An 18,400-nucleotide genomic window follows, 5' to 3' on the forward strand; every position below is an offset into this window, starting at 1 on the left:
TCGGATGACGGACGTGAGCCGGATGCGGGTGTCGGACGCCGACCGTGACGCGATCGTGGCGGAGCTGCAGCAGGCTGCCGTCGAGGGCCGGCTCAGCCTGGACGAACTCGACGAACGGATGGCCGAGGCCTACGCCGCCGTGACCTGGGCCGAACTCGAGCAGGTCGTCGACGACCTGCCCGAGCCGGTGTACCAGGAGCCCGCCCCGGTCGAGGAGATGACCCATGCCGGGCTGGCCCGGGTGCGTTCGCTGACCGTGCTGAGCCTGGGCGCCGCCGCCGTGCCGGTCACCTTCTCGTCGCCGTGGGCCGGCGTGCTCGGCGGCGCCGCGCTGGTGCTCGGCGCGTTCGCGCTGGGCGTCGGCGACAACTCCCGCTTCGACCGCAACGCCGTCATCGGCGGCATGATGCTGGGCGTCGTCCCGATCGGCTTCTTCAGCTTCCTGCTGCTGCTCTTCAGCACCTAGCTAGGCGGCGGGCGGGAACCGCAGGATGCGGTCGTCGGTGGGGCCGGGGGTCAGCTTGCCGTCGCGCATGCTGGTCATCACCCACAGGTGGCCGTCCGGAGCCACCGCGACCGTGCGCAGGCGGCCGTAGGTGCGCTGCAACTGGGCCACGCCGGTGCCCAGGGTGCCGTCGCCGGCCAGCGGGACCTGCCACAGGCGCTGGCCGCGCAGGGACGCCACGAACAGGTTGTCGCCGGCGATCGCGGCGCCGCTCGGGGAGGCGTCGGCGGGGCGCCACTGCAGGATCGGGTTGGTGAAGCGGGCGTCGGTCGACGTGCCCTCGACGGTGGGCCAGCCGTAGTTCGCGCCGGCCCGGATCAGGTTGATCTCGTCCCAGGTGCTCTGGCCGAACTCGGTGGCCCACAGCCGGCCCTGCGCGTCCCAGGCCAGGCCCTGCACGTTGCGGTGGCCGAGGCTGTAGATCAGCGAGCCGGGGAACGGGTTGTCGTCGGGGACGGTGCCGTCCGCGTTCATCCGCAGGATTTTGCCGTTGTTGCTGGTCATGCTCTGCGAGTTGGCGGTGACCGTGGCGTCGCCGACCCCGGCATAAAGTTTGCCGTCGGGGCCGAACGCGATCCGGCCGCCGTTGTGCATCGGGGCCGTGCTCAGGCCGGTGAGGACCGGCTCCTGCTGATCCGGCGTGTCCAGGCGGAAGCGGACGATCCGGTCGTCGGTGCTGGACTTGTAGAACGCGTACACGTAATTGTCGGTCGCGTAGTCGGGGGAGACCGCCAGTCCGAGCAGGCCGTCCTCGAAGTCGACCACCACGCCGGGCAGGGTGAACAGGGGAGTGACCGTGCCGTCGGCGGTGACCTGCAGGACCCGCGCGCTGCTGCGTTCCGAGACCAGGGCGCTGCCGTCCGGCAGGAACGCCAGGCCCCACGGCACGGCGAGGCCGGTGGCCAGGGTCTGCGGCGCCGAGAAGTCGAAGTCGCCAGGCGCGGCGGCCGAGGCGACGCTGACGCCGGTGAAGGTCAGGGCGGCAGCCGCGGCCACCGCGATGAGCTTGCGCATTCGTTCTCCCTAGTTCGTCAGTACGGATGCCCGGCGAGGGGGAGCTCGACGCTGTAGATCCCGAAATTGCCCGAAGTGCCCGAGGTGATAAACAAGGTTTTGCCGAGAGGGCCGCCGAAGGCGACGTTCGTGGTGTTGCGGCCCGCCGTGATGGAGCCGATCTCGGTGCCCCCGGGCGTGATGACGTGCACCCGGCCGTCGTTGTACGAGGCCCAGTAGAGGTTGCCGGCGCAGTCGATGCCGACGCCGTCGGGGCTGGTCAGCCGGGCGAAGTTGCGGCGCGGTCCGACGCTGCCGTCGGCCTGCACCGGATAGGCGAAGATCTGGTTGCTGGCCAGCCCACCGACGTACAGGGTCGTGCCGTCGGGGGACAGCGCGATGCCGTTCGGCTGCGCCACCGTGCCGTCGATCAGGTCGACCACGCCGTTGCGCAGCCGGTAGACGCCGGTGACCCCGGACTGCTCGTCGGGGCGGTTGGCGCGCTGGAAGTTCGGGTCGGTGAAGTAGATCGTGCCGTCCGCGGCGATCGTCACGTCGTTCGGCGAATTGAACTTGCGGCCCTGGAAGCCGGCCGCCAGCACGCCGCGGCTGCGATCGCTGAGCGCGTACGTGGACAGGCTGCGCTGGTCGTGCGTGGCCGCGACGATCCGGTCGCCGTCGACCGCGAGCCCGTTGCTGCCGGCGTCCGGGATGAACTCCTCGAACGTGGCCGGCGGCGTGAACCGCCAGATCGTGGACGCCTGGACGCCCTCGGCGCCGGACGGGTTCTGCATGTCCGAGAACAGCAGGACGCCCGGGTCGGCGACCCAGGTCGGGCCCTCGGTGAAGGTGAAGCCGGTGCGCAGCGGCTGGGCCGCCACCGTGGGGCTGGGAAGTGGGTCGCCCGTGCACTCGGCGGCGGCTGCGGAGCCCGCGGTCCCCAGCCGGACGGCTCCGGCGACCAGCAGTGCGGTCGCTGCGGTCACGATCCCGGCGGTGCGCAATCTCATCCCGGACACCCCTCGGCCAGCCAATATCGACGCCTGTCATTCTCTATGGCCGGCCGAGGGTGTCAAATCGGAGATCACCAGAGGCGGGTACGGTCCCGTCCCGCGCCGAGGCCGGCGAGCGGACCGGCCGGGAACGGGCCGTCGGTCTTGGCGGCGCCGATCAGGTCGACGTCCATCACCGCGGGGCTGCCGTCGCGCTCCTCGAACTCGGCGTCGGCGAACCGGACCCGCTCCAGGTCACGGCCGGTTACCGGGTCGAGGTGCCGGTCGTCGAACGCCTCCGGCAACTGCGTCGTCAGGTACACGGCGTCGCCCTCCTCGACGATCGTGGCGGTCGCGGCGTCCAGCACCAGCGGGTCCCGCTCACCCGCGAACGGCCGGGCTCCCGCGGCGTAGACGTTGCCGCGCGCGTACACAGCCTGCTCCAGCCCGAGGAAGCGCTGGTGGTCGCCCGGCGGCCGGGCCTCGATGCGGTCCAGGTACTCCTCGAAGGAGGCCGGGTAGCCGTCATAACCCGCGGTGCCGGCGAGCGGGGGCGTCTTTCCTTCGGCTTTTTTCCCGTACGCGGTACCGGAGTCCCCGCCGATGAAGAGGTTGCCCACCCACCGGTCGTCCCCGCCCTCGATCACCGCGTAGCCGGCGACCTGCGTGCTGTGCGGGCGGTGGTAGGGCGTGGCCCGGTCGCGGACGGTCTCGAGCCGGACCGTGCCGCCGATCAGGTTGTGCACGAACGCGCCGCCCTGGCTGAACAGCTCGAGCGCGGCCGGCGAGGCGAGGATGTTGTGCTCGACCAGGTACGGGCCGTGGCTCACCTCGATGAACAGGTCGCGGTTGTTGCGGTAGAACACGTTGCGGGACACCCGGGTGCCCTGGGTCTGCCAGTCCAGCCAGGTGCCCAGCGTGCAGTCGTGGATGCGGTTGTGCCGGATCTCGACGTCGATGGCCGCGTGCAGCTTGATGCCGCCGATCTCGTATCCGTAGAACTCGCGCTTGGTGGCGATCCGGTAGATGTGGTTGTCCTCGATAGTGGAGAACACGCAGCCCAGGTGGCCGACGATGCCGTTCTGCCCGCAGTCGTGGATGGTGTTGCGCCGGACCACGTGCGACCCGATGTGCTCGGCGTCCCAGCCGATCTGGCGGGCCGCGAACACCGACTCCAGCTGATATTGGTAGCCGGGTTTGTCGCCGCGTTCGGTGGCGTAGTTGTGCCCGGTCGAGGCCTCCTTGCCGAGCGAGATCGCCGAGCATTTCGCGTCGTGGATGTGGTTGTCCTCGATGATCCAGCCCTTGGCCCAGTTCGGCCCGATCAGGCCGGGCTGGTCGGCGGTCGGCGGCGTCCACGGGCAGGCCGCCTGGCACAGTTCGAAGCCGCGGACTGTGATGTAGTCGAGGTGCGGCACCTCGGGGTAGAAGACCGAACGCCGTACGTTGATCTCGACGAGCTCGGCGTTCGGGTCGAAGCCCTGGAAGTTGGCCCACAGCGTCGTCTCGGTCGCGCCCACCTCGGCGTGCCAGACCAGCTGGGTCTGCGCCGGGTGCTCGACTCCGACGGTGACGCCGGTCCAGTCGTCGACCATCTCCTTGCGGGCCGGTGGGTCGGCGACCTCGTCGGCGCTGTGCACCTCGTAGAAACTCACCCCGTTGAGATAGACGTCGCCGAGGTGCTTGCGGGCCGGGGTGCCGGGACGATAGACGATCCAGTCGCCGGCGATCTCCTCGCCGAACGGGTTGAACGAGCCGAACAGCGCGTTCGGGACGGTTACGGTCCACACCGTGCCGCCGACCGTGGTCCAGCCGGTCACCCGCTCGGAACCCTTGATCACGACGTGCTCGCCGGGGGCCGCCTGGTATGTGATGCGGCGGCTGTCGCTGAGGCCGCCGCGGCGGGGTTTGACCCACTCCCTATATTCGCCGGCGTGCACCGTCACGGTGTCACCGGGCCCGGCCAGAGCGGCCGCCCGGTTGATGGTCCGGAACGGCCGCTCCGCCGAGCCGTCGGCGTCGTCGGAGCCGCTGGTCGCTACGTGGAAGACGCTAGTCATGGGTCAATTGTGCTCGGGTCCGGCCACGGTGCGGCAATTACTGCCGGAAATCAATCTCTCGGGCTGGCCAGATGGGCAGAAACCGGACCCAGGTCGAGGCCGAACTCGTCGATCAGCACCGGCTGGCCCGACACCAGCGACTGGTTGGCGGCGATGCCCACCGCGACCGCCCGCAGCCCGTCCACACATCCGGCCGCCCGGGCCAGCGGGTCCCCGCCGATCCGCAGGTCGCGCCGGAAGACGTCCTTCAGCAGGATCGCGTCGCCGCCGCCGTGGCCGCCGATGCCGGCCGGGATGGTCACCCGCCCGGCCGGCTGCCAGTGCCGCTGCACCACCAGCCGGTCGCCCTCGGGACGCACCCGGTCCGCGCTGGACACCGCGGTCGCCGACGGGTCGAGCACCACGTTGCCGTCCGCGTCCAGGGTGATGTGGCCGCGCTCGACCACCTCCAGCTCGGCCCGGCCCGCGGTGCCGTTCACCGTCACCCGGTAGCCCTCCCACGGGCTGTGCGCGTTCAGCGAATACGTCAGCGTCGCGCCGCCGCGGTAGTCGACCAGGACCGCCATGTTGTCCTCGATGGTCACACCGGGCGCGAACGGGTCCTGGTCGCGCACATAGCCGTCGTGCTGCTCGGCGTTCAGGTACAGGGCCTCTAGCCGGGGATCGCGGCGCAGGTCGAGCGCGAACGGATCGCCCTCCACCCCGGTGCCGCGGGCCGGTCGCTCGCCCAGGCCGCGGGCGGCAGCGTTCTCGTCGCCGTAGAAGCGCAGCGCCGCCGACGCGTACACCCTTGCTGGAATGTCGTTGAGCCACCAGTTGACCAGGTCGAAGTGGTGACTGGACTTGTGCACCAGCAGACCGCCGGAGTTGGCCTTGTCCCGGTGCCAGCGCCGGAAGTAGTCGGCGCCGTGCACGGTGTCCAGCGCCCACTCGAAGTGCACGCCGGTGACCCGGCCGATCTCGCCGGACGCGATCACCTCGCGCAGCGTCGAGTTGCGCGGCGCGTACCGGTAATTGAAGGTCATCACCACGTCGCGGCCGGTCTCGGCGATGGCCGCGGTGATCCGGCGGCAGCCGTCCAGCGTGGTGGTGAGCGGCTTCTCCACCACCACGTCCGCGCCGGCCCGCAGCGACCGCTCGACCAGGTCGGCGTGGGTGTGGTCGGGGCTGGTGACGATGACGACGTCGACCGCGGACTCGGCGACCATCTTCTCCAGCGCGTCCGGCGTGTACCGGGCCAGACCCGGCCCGGCCTGCTGGTCGTAGTAGTCGATCCGGCCCGGGTTGGGGTCGAGCCAGGCGACGATCTCGCCGACGTCGGCGTGCTCACCCCGGAGTGCGCCGACGTACATGCCGGCGCGGTGCCCGGTGCCGGCGATGGCGTAGCGGCGCCGCGGCCGGTCCGGTCCGGGCTCACGGAACTGGGGGATCACGCCGTCGCCGGCGGTCACGTTGCGGCTGGCGGCCGGGCGCGGGGCGGTCGGGTTCTGGTCGGCGGTGCTCATGAAAGATCCTGTTCGAGTACGGCGACGCCGGCGGCGTCGAGCGGGAGCGGGTCACCGGCCCGGTGGTCGCGGCCGGTGAGGAGGTCGTGGCCGGCCCGGTCGAGCCGTACCGTGACCGGGCTGTCGGTGTGGTTGAGCAGGAACAGGTAGCGGTGCGTGGCGGTCTGCCGGACGGCGGCCTCGACGCCGTCCGGTGCGGGATGCGCGGGGCCGGCCGCGGCGCGGTCCAGCACGGTGCCGAGCACCCGGTCGAACCCGGCCTCGTCCAGCCGGGTGCCGAGGTAGACGACGCTGCCGGCGCCGAGCGCGTGGTCGAGGATCGCGGGCCGGCCGTCCGGGTACGCGGCGAGCGGCTTCGCGGTCTCGGCGACCAGGTCGTCCTGCCAGCACGAGCCGGTGCCGAAGCCGTCGACCTCGACCGTGGCGCCGTCCGGCATGGGGGAGAAGTCCCGGACGTGGCCGCCGATCACATCGCGCAGACCGCCCGGGTAGCCGTCCGGGTGGACGCGGTCGTTCTCGTCGACGATGCCGGAGAAGAAAGAGATCAGCACGTGTCCGCCGCCTTCGGCGAAGGCGCGCACGGCCGCCCGTTGCGCGTCGGTGATCGCGTACTGGTTAGGAATTATCAGCGCCCGGTAGCCGCTCAGGTCGTCATCGAGCGAGACGACGTCGACCGGGACGTTGCGCCGCCAGAGAGCGCGGTATTGCGCCGTGACGGTGTCCTTATAGCTGAAGTCGTGCCGCGGGTGGTAGCAGCCCTCGACCGCCCACCAGTTGGGCCAGTCCCAGACGATGGCGACCCGGGCCTCGGTGCGCGCGCCGCTGATCCGGTCGAGCGCCGCAAGCTCGGCGCCGAGGGCGGAGACCTCTTTCCAGGTACGCGAGGAGCGTCCACTGTGCGGCAGCATCGCCGAATGGAACTTCTCCTGGCCGTAGCGCGAGGCCCGCCACTGGAAGAACATGACCGCGTCCGAGCCGCGCGCGACGGCCTGGTACGAGCCGAGCCGCATCCGGCCGGGCGGCTTCACGAGGTTGAGCGGCCACTGGCTCACCGCGCCGGCGGCCTGTTCCATCAGCAGCCAGGGCGCGCCGCCGCCGAGCGTCCGCATCAGGTCGTACTGCAGTGCGGCGTCGGCGAGAGCGGCCGGTTGCGCCGGGTCCGGGTACGAGTCGTACGCGATCACATCCAGCTCGGGCGCCCACTTCCGGTAGTCGTTGAGCCGGAAGTACTGCATCAGGTTCGTGGTGATCGGGAGATCCGGGGTGGCCTCGCGCAGCGCGTCCCGTTCCGCTTTGTAAAGATCCAGCTGTACGTCCGAGTTGAACCGGGAGAAGTCGAGCTCGCGGGCCGGGTTGACCCGCCCGCGCACCGGCCGCGGCAGATGCACCTGCGACCAGTCGCTGTAGCGCTGGCCCCACATCAGGGTGCCCCAGCGGTCGTTGAGCTCGTCCAGCGTCCCGTACCGGTCCCGGAGCCACTGCCGGAACCGCTCGTCGCAGAGATCGCAGAAACACTCGGCGTGATACTCGTTGCCGACGTGCCAGAGCGCCAGCGCCGGGTGCGAGGCGTACCGGCCGGCGAGCGTACGCGCGAAGCGCAGGCTGCGGTCCCGGTAGGCCGGCGCCGACGGGCAGAAGTGCCCGCGGCTGCCGACGCCGACCCGGGTACCGTCCCGGCCCACCATCAGCGACTCCGGGTGCGCCTCGGCCAGCCAGGGCGGCGGCGACGCGTTCGGGGTGGCCAGGCTGACCGCGATGTCGTTGCCGGCCAGCAGATCCATGACCGCGTCCAGCCAGCCGAAGTCGAACGTGCCGTCCGAGGGTTCCAGCGCCGACCAGGCAAAGACGCCGACCGTGACCAGGTTGACCCGGGCCTCACGCATCAGCCGCACGTCCTCGGCCCACACCTCCGGCCCCCACTGCTCCGGGTTGTAGTCGCCGCCGTAAAACATGTGCTCCCTCACTGCGTGACCGTTCACTCTCCGCCCGAACGGCGGCTTGAAACGACTTAAGTGAACGGTCACTTGCCGGGTGTGTCAAGATGACCGCATGCCCCAGTCGCCCCGGCCCACTCCCCCCGGCGAAACGGGCCGGCCCTCCCGGCCGGCTTCGGCTCCCGGGGTGGATCAGCCCTCCCGGCCGGCTGCCGCCGTCGGGGTGGATCAGTCCTCCCGGCCGGCTGCCGCCGTCGGAGTGGAGCGGGCGCGCCGGCGGCGGCCCACCATCCGCGAGGTGGCGCGGCTGGCCGGGGTGTCGCACCAGACCGTGTCGCGTTACCTGCGGCTGGACAGCACCGTCAACGAGGCCATCCAGCAGCGCATCGGCCAGGCTATCGCCCAGCTAGACTACCGGCCCAACCTGGTGGCCCGCGCGATGCGCAACCGCCGCACCGGCCGGCTGGCCCTGCTGCTGCCGCCCGGCACCGCGATCAGCTCGCTCGAAGTGCTGGCCGGGGCGACCGCCGTGGCGCACGAAGCCGGCTACGCGGTCGAGGTGGTCACCCTGGACGGCCCGGCCGCCACCCGCGCCGACCGGGTCCGCGAACTGGCCGACTCGGGCTTCTTCGAGGCGATCGTGTCGTTCACCCCGCTGCCCGCCGACGCCACCCGCACCGACACCGGCACCCCGGTCGTGGTCAGCCCGCACTACGACGAAAACATGCGCGGCATCGGCGAGCTGGCCGACGCGTCCGCGATCGAGGAGCTGATCGTCGGGCTCGCCGACCGGGGCCACCGCCGCTTCCTGCACCTGGCCGGCGACTACGCGCACACCTCGGCCCGCTGCCGCCGCGACGTCTTCCTGGCGACGATCGACCGCCTCGGCCTCGAGCCGGCCGGCGTAGCCGACTGCGGCTGGCGCACCGACCCGGCCCGCCAGGCCGTCCTCGACCTGCCCGCCGACCGTCCCGCCACCGCCGTGATCGCCGCCAACGACATCCTGGCCGTGGCCGCGATGTCCGGCGCCGTCCGCCGCGGCTGGTCGGTCCCCGGCGACCTGAGCGTCACCGGCTGGGACGACAACCCGGTAGCCGCCGCCATGACCCCCGCGCTGACCACCGTCCGCGTCGACCACGACCTGCTGGGCCGCCACGCGGTGACCACCCTGCTGGCCACCCTGACCGGCACCGCCGCACCGGAGCGCGGCCGACCCGTCACCACCGTGAAGTGGCGCGAGTCGACCGGCCCGGCACCGGCCCGCTAGACAGCCCCGGGTCGAGTCCGCGCGACTCCGCTCACGCCCGCCGCGGATCCTGCGTCGCCTGCCGGCACCGGATCCGCAACGCAGCGGCCGTCCCGAGAAGTGGATGATCTTCCCGCGATCCAGGATCCTCGGAGGTGCAAGGAGATTGCGCGGCCCGTGCGGCCACGGCGACGCGGACCACCGGGCTCGGGTGGTGTCGGTGTCCACATCGGGCGGGCAGCGGTGGAACGGCGGCAGGACCAGGCCCGCTGGCCCCAACGCACCCATGCGCGGCCCCTCCGCGGGGCCGCGCGGGTGACGGGCTGTGGTTAGCCGCAGAGTGCGTCGTCGATCAGGCGTAGCGTGCGTTTCTGGACGGCCTGCGCGGGCTGCGGGTCGGCCAGCTGGGTGCTCAGGGCCAGCACCGCCACCCGGGTGCCGTCCGGGCTTACGCCGTTTGCGGTGCTCATGCCGGGCATGTCGCCGCCGTGTGACCAGTAGCCGCCGCAGCGGTTCGGCACGAACATGATGCCGAGCCCGTAGCGCGCGCCGGGGATGTAGTCCTGGAACGTCTCGGCCAGGACGGTCCGGTGCAGGTCGGCCATCTGCCGCGGCCGCAGCAGTTCGCCGCGCTGCAGCGCCTGCCAGAAGCGGGACAGGTCGGCCGGGGTGGTGACCAGGTTGCCGGCTGCGCCCGCGACGGACGTGTTGAACTCGGTGGTGTCGGTCAGCGGGCCGCCCGGCTCCCACTGGTGGTAGCCCCGGGCGTGCGGGCGGGGCAGGGTGGGCCGGTCACCGGGCGACGAGGTGTGCCGCAGGCCGAGCGGGCGGAGGATGCGGTCGCGCACCTCGGCGTCCCACGGGCGGCCGGTCACCCGTTCGATCACCATCCCGGCCAGGATGAAGTTGGTGTTGGAGTAGTCCCAGCTGGTGCCGGGTGCGAAGGTGGGCGGGTGCTTCATCGCGATCGCCACCAGGTCGGCGGGGTCGTAGTGGTCGAACCGGTGCGCCCGGAACGCCTCGTACGACGCCAGGCCGGCCAGGTCGTTGGTGTAGTTGAACAGGCCGCTGGTGTGCTGGAGCAACTGCCGGACGGTGATCCGGCGGCCGTCGTTGCCGTTGCCGGCCACCGCGCCCGGCAACCACCGCTCGACGGTGTCGTCCAGTGACAGGCGCCCCTCGCCGGCCAGTTGCAGCACGACCACGGCCGTGAAGGTCTTGGTGTTGCTGCCCATCCGGAAGTAGCCGTTGAGCGGTACCGCGCCGGCCCGGGCACGGACCGTGCGGTCGTCCACCCGGGTCAGCCCCTGCACCCCGGTGATGCCGAGGGCGTGCAGGTCGTCGACGCCGGTCTGGAGCGTGGACCGGCCGGCGGCCACCGCCGGCGCCACCGATCCGGCCAGCAGCGCGGCCGTGGTCGCGACGACGACGCCCCATTTGCCTAGTTGAATATGCATGCTTTGACGCTATTGAGGGGTGCCGGTTGGCTCCATCCGGTGAGCCCCCGTTCTCGGGTGGGGTTAACCCCCGGTCGGGTGGCGGGAAACCGCAAGCTGGCCATCTCTCGTTCACCTGCTGTTCGGCCACGGCTGGCTAAGGTGACGCCATGGACGGCGTCGGGGCGGCCCGCGACCTTGCCAGGTTTCTCCTGGCGGACCTACCGGAACGCTGGCGGCACACGGTCGGTGTGGCGCGGCGGGCGGAGAGCCTGATCGGGACTCTGCCGGCCGGTGACGGTGCGGTGCTGGTGGCGGCCGCCTGGCTGCACGACGTCGGCTACGCGGCGCCGCTGCGGGACACCGGCTTCCACCCGCTGGACGGTGCCCGGCATGTCCGGGCCGCCGGCTGGTCGTACCGGATAACGGGTTTGGTTGCTCATCACTCCGGTGCGATGTGCGTGGCCCGGTGCCGCGGTCTGGCCGATCAGCTGGCCGAGTTCCCGCAGGAGAGTTCGCCGACCGCCGACGCGCTGGTGTACGCCGATCAGACCGTCGGGCCCGACGGCGTGGTGATGACGTTCGAGGACCGACTGGCCGACATGCTGCACCGGCACGGGACCGGGTCGCCGCACGCGGCCGCGCATCACGAGCGGGCGCCACTGCTGCGCGCCGCGGTGCTGCGGGTCGAGGACCGGCTCGCGCTGGCCCGGCTGGTGCCCGCCGCCTGAATGCGGGGTGACACCGCCGGCAACAACTCCACAGTGGCCTACCGGCCGCACGCTGCGCGCCAATGACCGGTTGCTGACCACGGTGAACGAGCAGCTCCTCCCGAACTGATCACCCGAGTCCGGCCACCGAACCATACTGGTTCGGTGGCCGGCGTCTGGGTGCTGCACGTCGACCTCGACCAGTTCTTCGCGTCGGTCGAGGTGCTGCGCCGCCCTGAGCTGCGGGGCCGGCCGGTCGTGGTGGGTGGCTCCGGCGACCCGGCGCAGGCGCGTACTGTGGTCGCCACGGCTTCCCGGGAGGCCCGTGCGTTCGGCGTACGGTCGGGAATGCCGCTGCGGCTCGCCGCGCGCAAGTGTCCCGACACAGTGTTCCTGCCCACCGACATGCCTGCCTACGAGCAGGCGTCGGCCCGGGTGATGGCGGCGCTGCGCGGTTTTCCGGTACGCCTCGAGGTGTGGGGCCTGGACGAGGCGTTCGTGGGCGGCGACGTCGACGACCCGCAGCGGCTGGCCGCCGAGCTCAAGTCCGCGATCCTCGACCAGACCGGCCTGACCTGCGCGGTCGGCATCGGCCGCAACAAGAACCAGGCCAAGATCGCGGCCCGGTTCGCCAAGCAGGACCCGACCGGCATCGCCACCGTGACCGACGAGACCTGGATGCCGCTGATGGGCGCGCGCCCGGCCGGCGACCTGTGGGGCGTCGGCCCGAAGACCGTGCGGAAGCTCGACGAACTCGGCCTGCCCACCGTGGCCGACCTGGCCGCCGCCGGCCCGGACCGGCTCCAGGAACGCTTCCCGCCCCGGGCCGCCCGGTGGCTCACCGTGATCGCCCGTGGCGGCGGCGACACCGAGATCGTCACCGAGCCGTGGGTGGCGAAGTCGCGCAGCAAGGAGGTCACGTTCCCGCACGACCTCACCGACCGCGCCGACGTCGAGACCCAGTTGACCACCCTGGCCCGCGCGCTGACCGCCGAGGTGGCCGCCGCCGGCCGCCAGGTGATCCGGGTCGGCGTGAAGGTCCGCTCGTCCACCTTCTTCACCCAGACCCGCGAGGCCAAACTCCGCGGCGGCCCCACCACCGACCCCGACGTGATCGCCGCCGCAGCCCGCGAGGTGCTGACCAAGTTCGAGCTGAAACGCCCGGTTCGCCTGCTGGGCGTCCGCGCTGACCTGCACGTCGACTGAGGCCCTCCGACCCTGCCGGCCGGAACCCGTGCGCGGGAGACTGGGAGTGGCGCGGGGCGCGGTACGACCTGAGCCGGGACTACCTGGAGCTGGCCCGGACGCAGGCCGAGGGCATCATCGCGGGCGCGGTGCACGAGGCCCGTGCGGTGGCCGGCGACCTGGAGGTCGAGGGCAACCCGCTGATCGGCAACGCCGCGGCGCGACTGCTCGAGGAGTCGGCGCACGCCGAGCTCACCGTGCTGGGCAGCCGGGGGCGCGGCGGGCTCGGGAGCCTGCTGCTCGGGTCGGTCAGCCGGCGGGTCGCCACCCATGCGGCGGGGCCGGTGGTCGTGGTGCGCGGGCGCGACGAGGGTCCGGTCGTCGCGGGCGTGGACGATTCGCCGGGTGCCGACATCGTTCGCCGGGCGGCGTTCGAAGCGGCGGCCGGGCGCGACACCGGGCTGTTCGTGGTGCGGTCCTATCTGCCCGAGGCGCCGCTGTGGCTGGGTGACGTGGCCACGGCGGTCGCCGAGGGGCAGGAGCGGGCCGGGTTGACCGAGCAGCCGGCGCCGTGGCGGGCGAGGTTTCCGGAGGTGCCGGTGCAGCCGGTGCTGACCCACGAGACGGCGGCATCCGCGCTGGTCACCGCCTCGGAGCGGGCGCAGCTCGTGATCGTGGGCAGCCGCGGGCCGGGCTGCATCTGCTGCACCACGCCCAATGTCCGGTTCTGATCGTGCGGGCCGTCCGTCAGGTCGCGGGGTAGGCGCGGGTCTCGGCGGCCTTCACCGCGACCCACAGCTCCTGGCCCGGTTCGAGATGGAGCTGGGCGGCCGCCGCGGGCGTGACGTCGGCGGCCACCGAGATCGGGCCGTCGAGCCTGATCCGCATGTTGTCACCGTGGCTCTGCAGGTCGGCCAGCACGGCTTTCCAGGCGTTGCGCGGGCTGCCGTCCGGCTGGCTCCGGTGCAGGGCGACCGCTGCAGGAGCAAAAGCCACAAAAGCATCACCGCGTACGATGTCAGTCGTGGCCAGGGTGAACCCGCCCGCCAACTCGACGGCGTGGCCGGTGCCGTGTCCGCGGTAGAGGTTGAGCCCGACTAGTTGAGCGACGTAATCGGTTCGCGGCCGGGCGGTGATGGTCGCGGCGTCGCCCTCCTGCACGATCTGACCGCTTTCGATAATCACGAGCCGGTCGGCCAGCACCAGCGCGTCGAGCGGATCGTGGGTCACCAGCAGGGCCGCGCCGGGGTGCGCGGCGAGGTGACGGCCCAGTTCGGCGCGGGTTTCGAGGCGGGTCCGGGCGTCCAGCGCGGCGAGCGGCTCGTCCAGCAGCAACAGTACGGGGTCGACCGCGAGCGCCCGGGCGAGCGCGACCCGCTGCGCCTGCCCGCCGGACAGGTGCCGCGGCTTGCGACGCCCGTACTCGGCGAGCCCGACGCGCTCCAGCCAGCGGTCGGCGACGGCGCGCGCGCTGCGCCGGTCGGCCCCGTGCCGGCGCGGCCCGAAGGCGACGTTGTCGCGCGCGCTCAGGTGCGGGAACAGCAGGTAGTCCTGGAAGACGACGCCGATCGGCCGGCGCTCCGGCGGGACCTGGCCGAGGTCGCGGCCGTCGAGGGTGAGGTACCCCGCAGAGAGCGCGGTGAGCCCGGCGAGCGCCCGGAGCGCGGTGGTCTTCCCGGCCCCGTTGGGCCCGAGCAGGGCGACCGTCTCACCCCGGTCGATGCGCAGGCTGATGTCGAGGCGGAACGCGTCGCGCCGCACCACGAGGTGCGCGTCCAGGAGCCGGTCGTTCACGGCGCGGTCAGCCAGCGGTCGCGGAGCGCGACGAGGATGGTGACGGACACGGCGAGCAGGATAAGGCTGAGCACCACGGCGCCTTCCAGGTCGCCGCTCTCCATGGTCTGGTACACGGCGAGCGGCATCGTCTGGGTGATGCCCGGAAAGTTTCCGGCGAACGTGATGGTGGCGCCGAACTCGCCCAGCGCCCGGGCCCAGCACAGCACCGCGCCGGCCGCGATGCCCGGGGCGACCAGCGGCAACGTGACATGGGTGAAGGTGACAAGCCGGCTGGCGCCGAGCGTGGCGGCGGCCTCCTCGTAGCGGGTGTCGGCCCCACGCAGCGCTCCCTCCACGGCGATGACCAGGAACGGCAGGGCCACGAACGACTCGGCGACGACCACGCCCGCGGTGCTGAACGGCAACGTGATCCCGAACGTCTCGTCGAGCCACGAGCCGATCAGCCCGCGCCGGCCCAGCGCCAGAAGGAGCGCGATGCCACCGACCACCGGCGGCAACACGAGGGGAACCGTGATCAGCGCGCGCACCAGGCGCCGGCCGGGAAACTTGACGCGGGCGAGCAGCCAGGCCAGCGGCACGCCCAGCAGAATGCACAGCACGGTGGCCAGGGTCGCGGTGAGCAGGGAGAGTTTCAGGGCCGCCAGCACTTCGGGTTCGGCCAGTCGCTCCGGCAACGTCGCCCACGGCGTACGTGCTAAAAGCCCGACCAACGGCAGCGTCAGAAACACCACCCCGGCGATAGCCGGCAGCAGCAATGCCACCGGCACGCTTTTCCTGGTGGTCATGGGCTTTGGAAGCCGGCTTCGGTGAGCACCGCGAGACCATCCGGCGAGAGCACGTAGTCGACGAACTTCTGCGCGCCGGCCGGATTCTTGGCGCCGTTCAGCACCGCGATCGGATAGTCGTTGACGGCCTGCGCGGATTCCGGAAACTCCACCGCGTCGACGTCCGCGGACGCGGCCTTGGCGTCGGTGCGGTAGACCAGCGCGGCGTCGACCTCACCGAGCTTGAGCTTGGCGAGGGCCGCTTTGACGTCCTGTTCGAGGGTCACCGGGATGAGTTCGACGCCGCCCTTTTCCAGGGCGGTTCTGGCCGCGGCGCCGCACGGTACGGTTTCGGCGCAGAGGGCCACCTTGAGGCCGGCCGCGGTCAGGCCGGCGAGTCCGGTGATGCCTTTCGGATTGCCTTTGGCCACCGCGATGACGAGCTGATTCTTGACGAATGTGGCGGGCGCCGCGGCGTCGGTGACGGCAGCCATGTTCTTGGGCGCGGCGGACGCAAATACATCCGCCGGGGCGCCCTGATTGATCTGCGTCGCGAGAGCCGAACTCCCGGCGAAGTTGAACGTGACCGTGGTGCCCGGATTGGCCGTCTCGAACCGCTTGCCGATCGTGGTGAAGGACTCGGTCAGCGAGGCCGCGGCAAAGACGGTGACCGTGGTGGTGCCCGGGTTGCTCGAGGCGGCGGCTTCCGTCTGGTCGGCCCCGCACCCGGCCAGGCTGACGGTGAGGAGAGCGGCGGCGAGGGCCCTCAGCTGTTGTTGTGCCACGGCGCCACTCTAGTTCGTGCAGATGCGGCCAGAAACCCGCCGATCAGACGCATCTTCGGCCCTGCGGTGAGGCAACGGGCCGCAAGCGCGCCCAACCGCCTTTCGCCTGGCGTTTTGCCTTGCGATTCTTGCTCAAGTCCTCGGCGGCGGCCCGCGCAACGGAAAACAGCGGAATCGAATCCGGCGAAGCGCGTCCACAAGCCACTGTCGCGGTGGCGCTGCAGCACCATCAATCCCTGATCGGAACGAGGAATAACCCCCGGCGGCCCTTTTCCGGGTCGCCGGGATTTTTCGTATGATCCGGCGGATGTCGTTGCCGGGTGACGGGCCGATGGGATCAGAGATGTCCCGGCGTGCAGCCGGGCGTGTAGAAGCCGTTCACGCCGACTCCGGTGCTGGCCGCCGACCGGTTGCCGGCCGCGTCGATCGCCCGGACGGTGATCGTGTTCGGGCCGGGCTTCACGACGTGCAGCACGCCCCAGGCGCCGGAGATGTGGCCCTGATCGGTGAGGAAGCCGATGGACTGGCCGTCGGCGAACGCCTGGTACCGCAGGTTCGGCTGGGGTGTCACGTTGTCGGTGGAGCGGTTCGCGCCGATGATGACCATCAGGCACTGGAAGCCCTGGGCGTACCCGATGCGCGGCGCGGTCGGCGGGGTGGTGTCCGCAGCGGCCGAGGCGGTGCCGGCGGCGAGCGGGAGGGACAGCAGCACGGCGGCTGCCACGATGGTGATCCGGCGGAGGGATGATCGGAGCATGGGCACCTCACTCGTACCTTTTAAACAGTGAAACTTGACATGAAGCGGCGGCTACCCAGAGAAAACCCGATTTAAACAGTGGATGTTGGTGATGTTTTGATGGATTCGCCGGACCGCTGGACCGCGGTGGCGGCGTTGACCGACTCGTCGCGCCGGGCGCTCTACGAGTACGTCCGGCACGCGGGGCACCCGGTCGGCCGGGACGAGGCCGGAAACGCGACCGGCATCTCGCGCGGGCTGGCCGCCTTCCACCTCGACAAGCTCGTCGAGGCCGGACTGCTGCGGGCCCGGCACGAGATGCCGCCCCACCGGCCGCGGGGCCGGGGCCGGATGCCCAAGGTGTACGAGCCGGCCAGTACCGGCGTGGCGGTGGCCATCCCCGAGCGGCGCTACGAGCTGATCGCGGAGATCCTCGCCGACGCCGTCGCCACCTCGCCGGCCGACGCCGGCCGTGAGGCGTCACGGCTGGCGCACCAGCGGGGCCGGGAGATCGGCGCCCGGCTGCCCGAGACCGGCCGCGACCTGGCCGGTGCGCTGGCCCGGCTCGGCTTCGAGCCGGAGCGTGACCCGGACGGGACCATCGTGCTGCACAACTGCCCGTTCCACGTGCTCGCCGTTCGCCGGACCGAGCTGGTGTGCGGGCTCAACCACGCATTCGTCGCCGGCATCCTGGACGGGCTGGGGGAGACGCGGGTCGAGGCTCACCTGGCGCCCCGGCCGCGCACCTGCTGCGTACGCATCGGCCGCTGATCCGCCGGGTGGTGGACACTACGCGGAACGCACCCGAACCGAACGCCGCAACGCCCTCGACGAAATGACAGAGGACGCCGAGGAGGACGGCTTCTACGACGCCACCACCGACTCCCGGCCGACCAGATAACGGGCCGTCACCAAGCCGCCGCCTATCGACGCGTGCCGAACACCGCCCCGGGCGCCCGGTCAGCCTGGTTGGCAGCTGTAGACGACCTCGGTGCCGGCCTGGAGCGGGGACGGTTCGATGATGTTGACGGTGGCGGTCTCGGTGGTTGTGCCTACACCGCTGAACGTCCATTTCAGAGTGAGGGCGGCGGTTCGCTGGCCGCTGCCGACCTGCTCGGTGAGTACGGCGCCCGGTGGGGTGCCGGAGCGGAGCCACTGGTAGCGGATCTCGCCGCTCCGGCCGTTGGTGCGTACGGTGGCGACCACGTCGACGGTGACGTCGCATTTGTTTCCGGCCGGCGTGGGTACCGCCACCGCGGCGCTCTCCACTTCGAGCGGGCTGAGCCGCTGCCACAGGTAGAGCCCGAGCACCACGACCAGCGCGAGGGTCAGCAGGCCGGAGAGCGCCGACACCAGTCGACGCAACAGCGGGCGCCTGGGCGCGGTGGTGGAGGGCCAGGCGGGGGCGGTTACCGGAGTTGGCGGTACGCCCGGTCCGAAACGCAACTCTTCGTGGGCGCGCACGGTCGGCGCCGACGCGCTCTCGTGCACGGTCGGGGCAGTCGGCGGGACCTGTGCGGTCGGATCGGGCCGGGGCAGGCGGACGGTCCGGTGGGAAGGGCCGAGATGGACGGTCTGATCCGGCGCGCCGAGGTTGACGGTCTGATTCGACGCGCCGAGGTTGACGGTCCGGCCCGGGTCGCCCAGGTACACGGTGGGGGCGGGGCGGTCGATGGTTGCCCACGGGTCGGCGGGCGGCGGCATCGCCCGGTCGCCGTTGGGGTCCTCCCGGCGGGTCACGCCCGCCGTCCC

General features: G+C 71.8%; 17 protein-coding genes. 6 read left to right on the forward strand and 11 right to left on the reverse strand.

Annotated features, from left to right (window positions below):
• The first annotated feature begins 4 nt into the window (after positions 1-4).
• Positions 5-466, forward strand: a complete 462-nt coding sequence (locus Ari01nite_RS25805; protein WP_203784737.1) for a DUF1707 SHOCT-like domain-containing protein — start codon at positions 5-7, stop codon at positions 464-466.
• Here the strand turns inward: Ari01nite_RS25805 and Ari01nite_RS25810 are convergent, their stop codons facing one another.
• The 5 genes from Ari01nite_RS25810 to Ari01nite_RS25830 form a co-directional block, all read right to left on the reverse strand.
• The gene (locus Ari01nite_RS25810) at positions 467-1,519 is read right to left on the reverse strand and encodes a PQQ-dependent sugar dehydrogenase (RefSeq protein ID WP_203784738.1); all 1,053 of its coding nucleotides are present in this window, start codon (positions 1,517-1,519) and stop codon (positions 467-469) included.
• Positions 1,520-1,536: 17 nt separating this feature from the next.
• Complete coding sequence (locus tag Ari01nite_RS25815; RefSeq protein WP_203784739.1) at positions 1,537-2,508, reverse strand: SMP-30/gluconolactonase/LRE family protein; 972 nt, start codon at positions 2,506-2,508, stop codon at positions 1,537-1,539.
• Positions 2,509-2,582: 74 nt separating this feature from the next.
• Entirely contained in the window at positions 2,583-4,550 is a 1,968-nt protein-coding gene (locus Ari01nite_RS25820; RefSeq protein WP_203784740.1) for a right-handed parallel beta-helix repeat-containing protein, read from the reverse strand.
• A 50-nt stretch (positions 4,551-4,600) separates the two neighbouring features.
• The gene (locus Ari01nite_RS25825; RefSeq protein ID WP_203784741.1) at positions 4,601-6,055 is read right to left on the reverse strand and encodes a Gfo/Idh/MocA family protein; all 1,455 of its coding nucleotides are present in this window, start codon (positions 6,053-6,055) and stop codon (positions 4,601-4,603) included.
• A complete protein-coding gene (locus Ari01nite_RS25830) occupies positions 6,052-8,019 on the reverse strand; it encodes a beta-galactosidase (protein ID WP_203784742.1) in 1,968 nt (655 codons plus the stop codon). Before Ari01nite_RS25830 ends, Ari01nite_RS25825 begins: the two co-directional genes overlap by 4 nt.
• Before the next feature lie 157 nt (positions 8,020-8,176).
• Between Ari01nite_RS25830 and Ari01nite_RS25835 the strand changes: the two genes are divergently transcribed.
• Complete coding sequence (locus Ari01nite_RS25835) at positions 8,177-9,256, forward strand: LacI family DNA-binding transcriptional regulator (RefSeq protein ID WP_203784743.1); 1,080 nt, start codon at positions 8,177-8,179, stop codon at positions 9,254-9,256.
• Between the two features lie 308 nt (positions 9,257-9,564).
• Here Ari01nite_RS25835 and Ari01nite_RS25840 read toward each other — a convergent pair whose 3' ends face one another.
• Positions 9,565-10,692 carry a serine hydrolase domain-containing protein gene (locus Ari01nite_RS25840; protein ID WP_203784744.1) on the reverse strand — a complete coding sequence of 376 codons (1,128 nt, stop codon included), beginning with the start codon at positions 10,690-10,692 and terminating at the stop codon, positions 9,565-9,567.
• Between the two features lie 149 nt (positions 10,693-10,841).
• On the opposite strand from Ari01nite_RS25840, the gene Ari01nite_RS25845 reads away from it, so the two are divergent.
• From Ari01nite_RS25845 to Ari01nite_RS25855, 3 genes are all read left to right on the forward strand, one after another.
• The gene (locus Ari01nite_RS25845) at positions 10,842-11,402 is read left to right on the forward strand and encodes an HD domain-containing protein (RefSeq protein WP_203784745.1); all 561 of its coding nucleotides are present in this window, start codon (positions 10,842-10,844) and stop codon (positions 11,400-11,402) included.
• A gap of 144 nt (positions 11,403-11,546) precedes the next feature.
• On the forward strand, positions 11,547-12,587 hold the full coding sequence (locus Ari01nite_RS25850; RefSeq protein WP_203784746.1) for a DNA polymerase IV: 1,041 nt from the start codon (positions 11,547-11,549) through the stop codon (positions 12,585-12,587).
• A 128-nt stretch (positions 12,588-12,715) separates the two neighbouring features.
• A complete protein-coding gene (locus tag Ari01nite_RS25855; RefSeq protein WP_239163020.1) occupies positions 12,716-13,297 on the forward strand; it encodes a universal stress protein in 582 nt (193 codons plus the stop codon).
• Between the two features lie 16 nt (positions 13,298-13,313).
• On the opposite strand, the gene Ari01nite_RS25860 is transcribed toward Ari01nite_RS25855, so the two are convergent.
• The 4 genes from Ari01nite_RS25860 to Ari01nite_RS25875 all read right to left on the reverse strand — a co-directional run bounded on the left by Ari01nite_RS25860 (position 13,314) and on the right by Ari01nite_RS25875 (position 16,669).
• Positions 13,314-14,360 carry an ABC transporter ATP-binding protein gene (locus Ari01nite_RS25860; protein ID WP_203784747.1) on the reverse strand — a complete coding sequence of 349 codons (1,047 nt, stop codon included), beginning with the start codon at positions 14,358-14,360 and terminating at the stop codon, positions 13,314-13,316.
• The gene (locus Ari01nite_RS25865; protein WP_203784748.1) at positions 14,357-15,148 is read right to left on the reverse strand and encodes an ABC transporter permease; all 792 of its coding nucleotides are present in this window, start codon (positions 15,146-15,148) and stop codon (positions 14,357-14,359) included. Before Ari01nite_RS25865 ends, Ari01nite_RS25860 begins: the two co-directional genes overlap by 4 nt.
• A complete protein-coding gene (gene modA, locus Ari01nite_RS25870; RefSeq protein WP_203784749.1) occupies positions 15,145-15,912 on the reverse strand; it encodes a molybdate ABC transporter substrate-binding protein in 768 nt (255 codons plus the stop codon). Before modA ends, Ari01nite_RS25865 begins: the two co-directional genes overlap by 4 nt.
• Positions 15,913-16,249: 337 nt before the next feature.
• Complete coding sequence (locus Ari01nite_RS25875) at positions 16,250-16,669, reverse strand: hypothetical protein (RefSeq protein ID WP_203784750.1); 420 nt, start codon at positions 16,667-16,669, stop codon at positions 16,250-16,252.
• A gap of 99 nt (positions 16,670-16,768) precedes the next feature.
• On the opposite strand from Ari01nite_RS25875, the gene Ari01nite_RS25880 reads away from it, so the two are divergent.
• Positions 16,769-17,419, forward strand: coding sequence for a helix-turn-helix transcriptional regulator (locus Ari01nite_RS25880; protein WP_203784751.1), 651 nt, complete (start codon positions 16,769-16,771; stop codon positions 17,417-17,419).
• A 189-nt stretch (positions 17,420-17,608) separates the two neighbouring features.
• Here Ari01nite_RS25880 and Ari01nite_RS25885 read toward each other — a convergent pair whose 3' ends face one another.
• Positions 17,609-18,388 carry a hypothetical protein gene (locus tag Ari01nite_RS25885; RefSeq protein ID WP_239163021.1) on the reverse strand — a complete coding sequence of 260 codons (780 nt, stop codon included), beginning with the start codon at positions 18,386-18,388 and terminating at the stop codon, positions 17,609-17,611.
• Between the last annotated feature and the right edge of the window lie 12 nt (positions 18,389-18,400).

Origin of the sequence: Paractinoplanes rishiriensis, assembly GCF_016862375.1 — a bacterium.
Lineage (GTDB): Bacteria > Actinomycetota > Actinomycetes > Mycobacteriales > Micromonosporaceae > Actinoplanes > Actinoplanes rishiriensis.

What these genes read in the sequence shown, in the direction of transcription:
- Ari01nite_RS25820 (WP_203784740.1), bottom strand. Translation starts at nt 4,550, where the DNA reads ATGACTAGCGTCTTCCACGTAGCGACCAGCGGCTCCGACGACGCCGAC.
- Ari01nite_RS25810 (WP_203784738.1), bottom strand. Translation starts at nt 1,519, where the DNA reads ATGCGCAAGCTCATCGCGGTGGCCGCGGCTGCCGCCCTGACCTTCACC.
- Ari01nite_RS25825 (WP_203784741.1), bottom strand. Translation starts at nt 6,055, where the DNA reads ATGAGCACCGCCGACCAGAACCCGACCGCCCCGCGCCCGGCCGCCAGC.
- Ari01nite_RS25840 (WP_203784744.1), bottom strand. Translation starts at nt 10,692, where the DNA reads ATGCATATTCAACTAGGCAAATGGGGCGTCGTCGTCGCGACCACGGCC.
- Ari01nite_RS25875 (WP_203784750.1), bottom strand. Translation starts at nt 16,669, where the DNA reads ATGCTCCGATCATCCCTCCGCCGGATCACCATCGTGGCAGCCGCCGTG.
- Ari01nite_RS25865 (WP_203784748.1), bottom strand. Translation starts at nt 15,148, where the DNA reads ATGACCACCAGGAAAAGCGTGCCGGTGGCATTGCTGCTGCCGGCTATC.
- Ari01nite_RS25815 (WP_203784739.1), bottom strand. Translation starts at nt 2,508, where the DNA reads ATGAGATTGCGCACCGCCGGGATCGTGACCGCAGCGACCGCACTGCTG.
- Ari01nite_RS25845 (WP_203784745.1), top strand. Translation starts at nt 10,842, where the DNA reads ATGGACGGCGTCGGGGCGGCCCGCGACCTTGCCAGGTTTCTCCTGGCG.
- Ari01nite_RS25805 (WP_203784737.1), top strand. Translation starts at nt 5, where the DNA reads ATGACGGACGTGAGCCGGATGCGGGTGTCGGACGCCGACCGTGACGCG.
- Ari01nite_RS25880 (WP_203784751.1), top strand. Translation starts at nt 16,769, where the DNA reads ATGGATTCGCCGGACCGCTGGACCGCGGTGGCGGCGTTGACCGACTCG.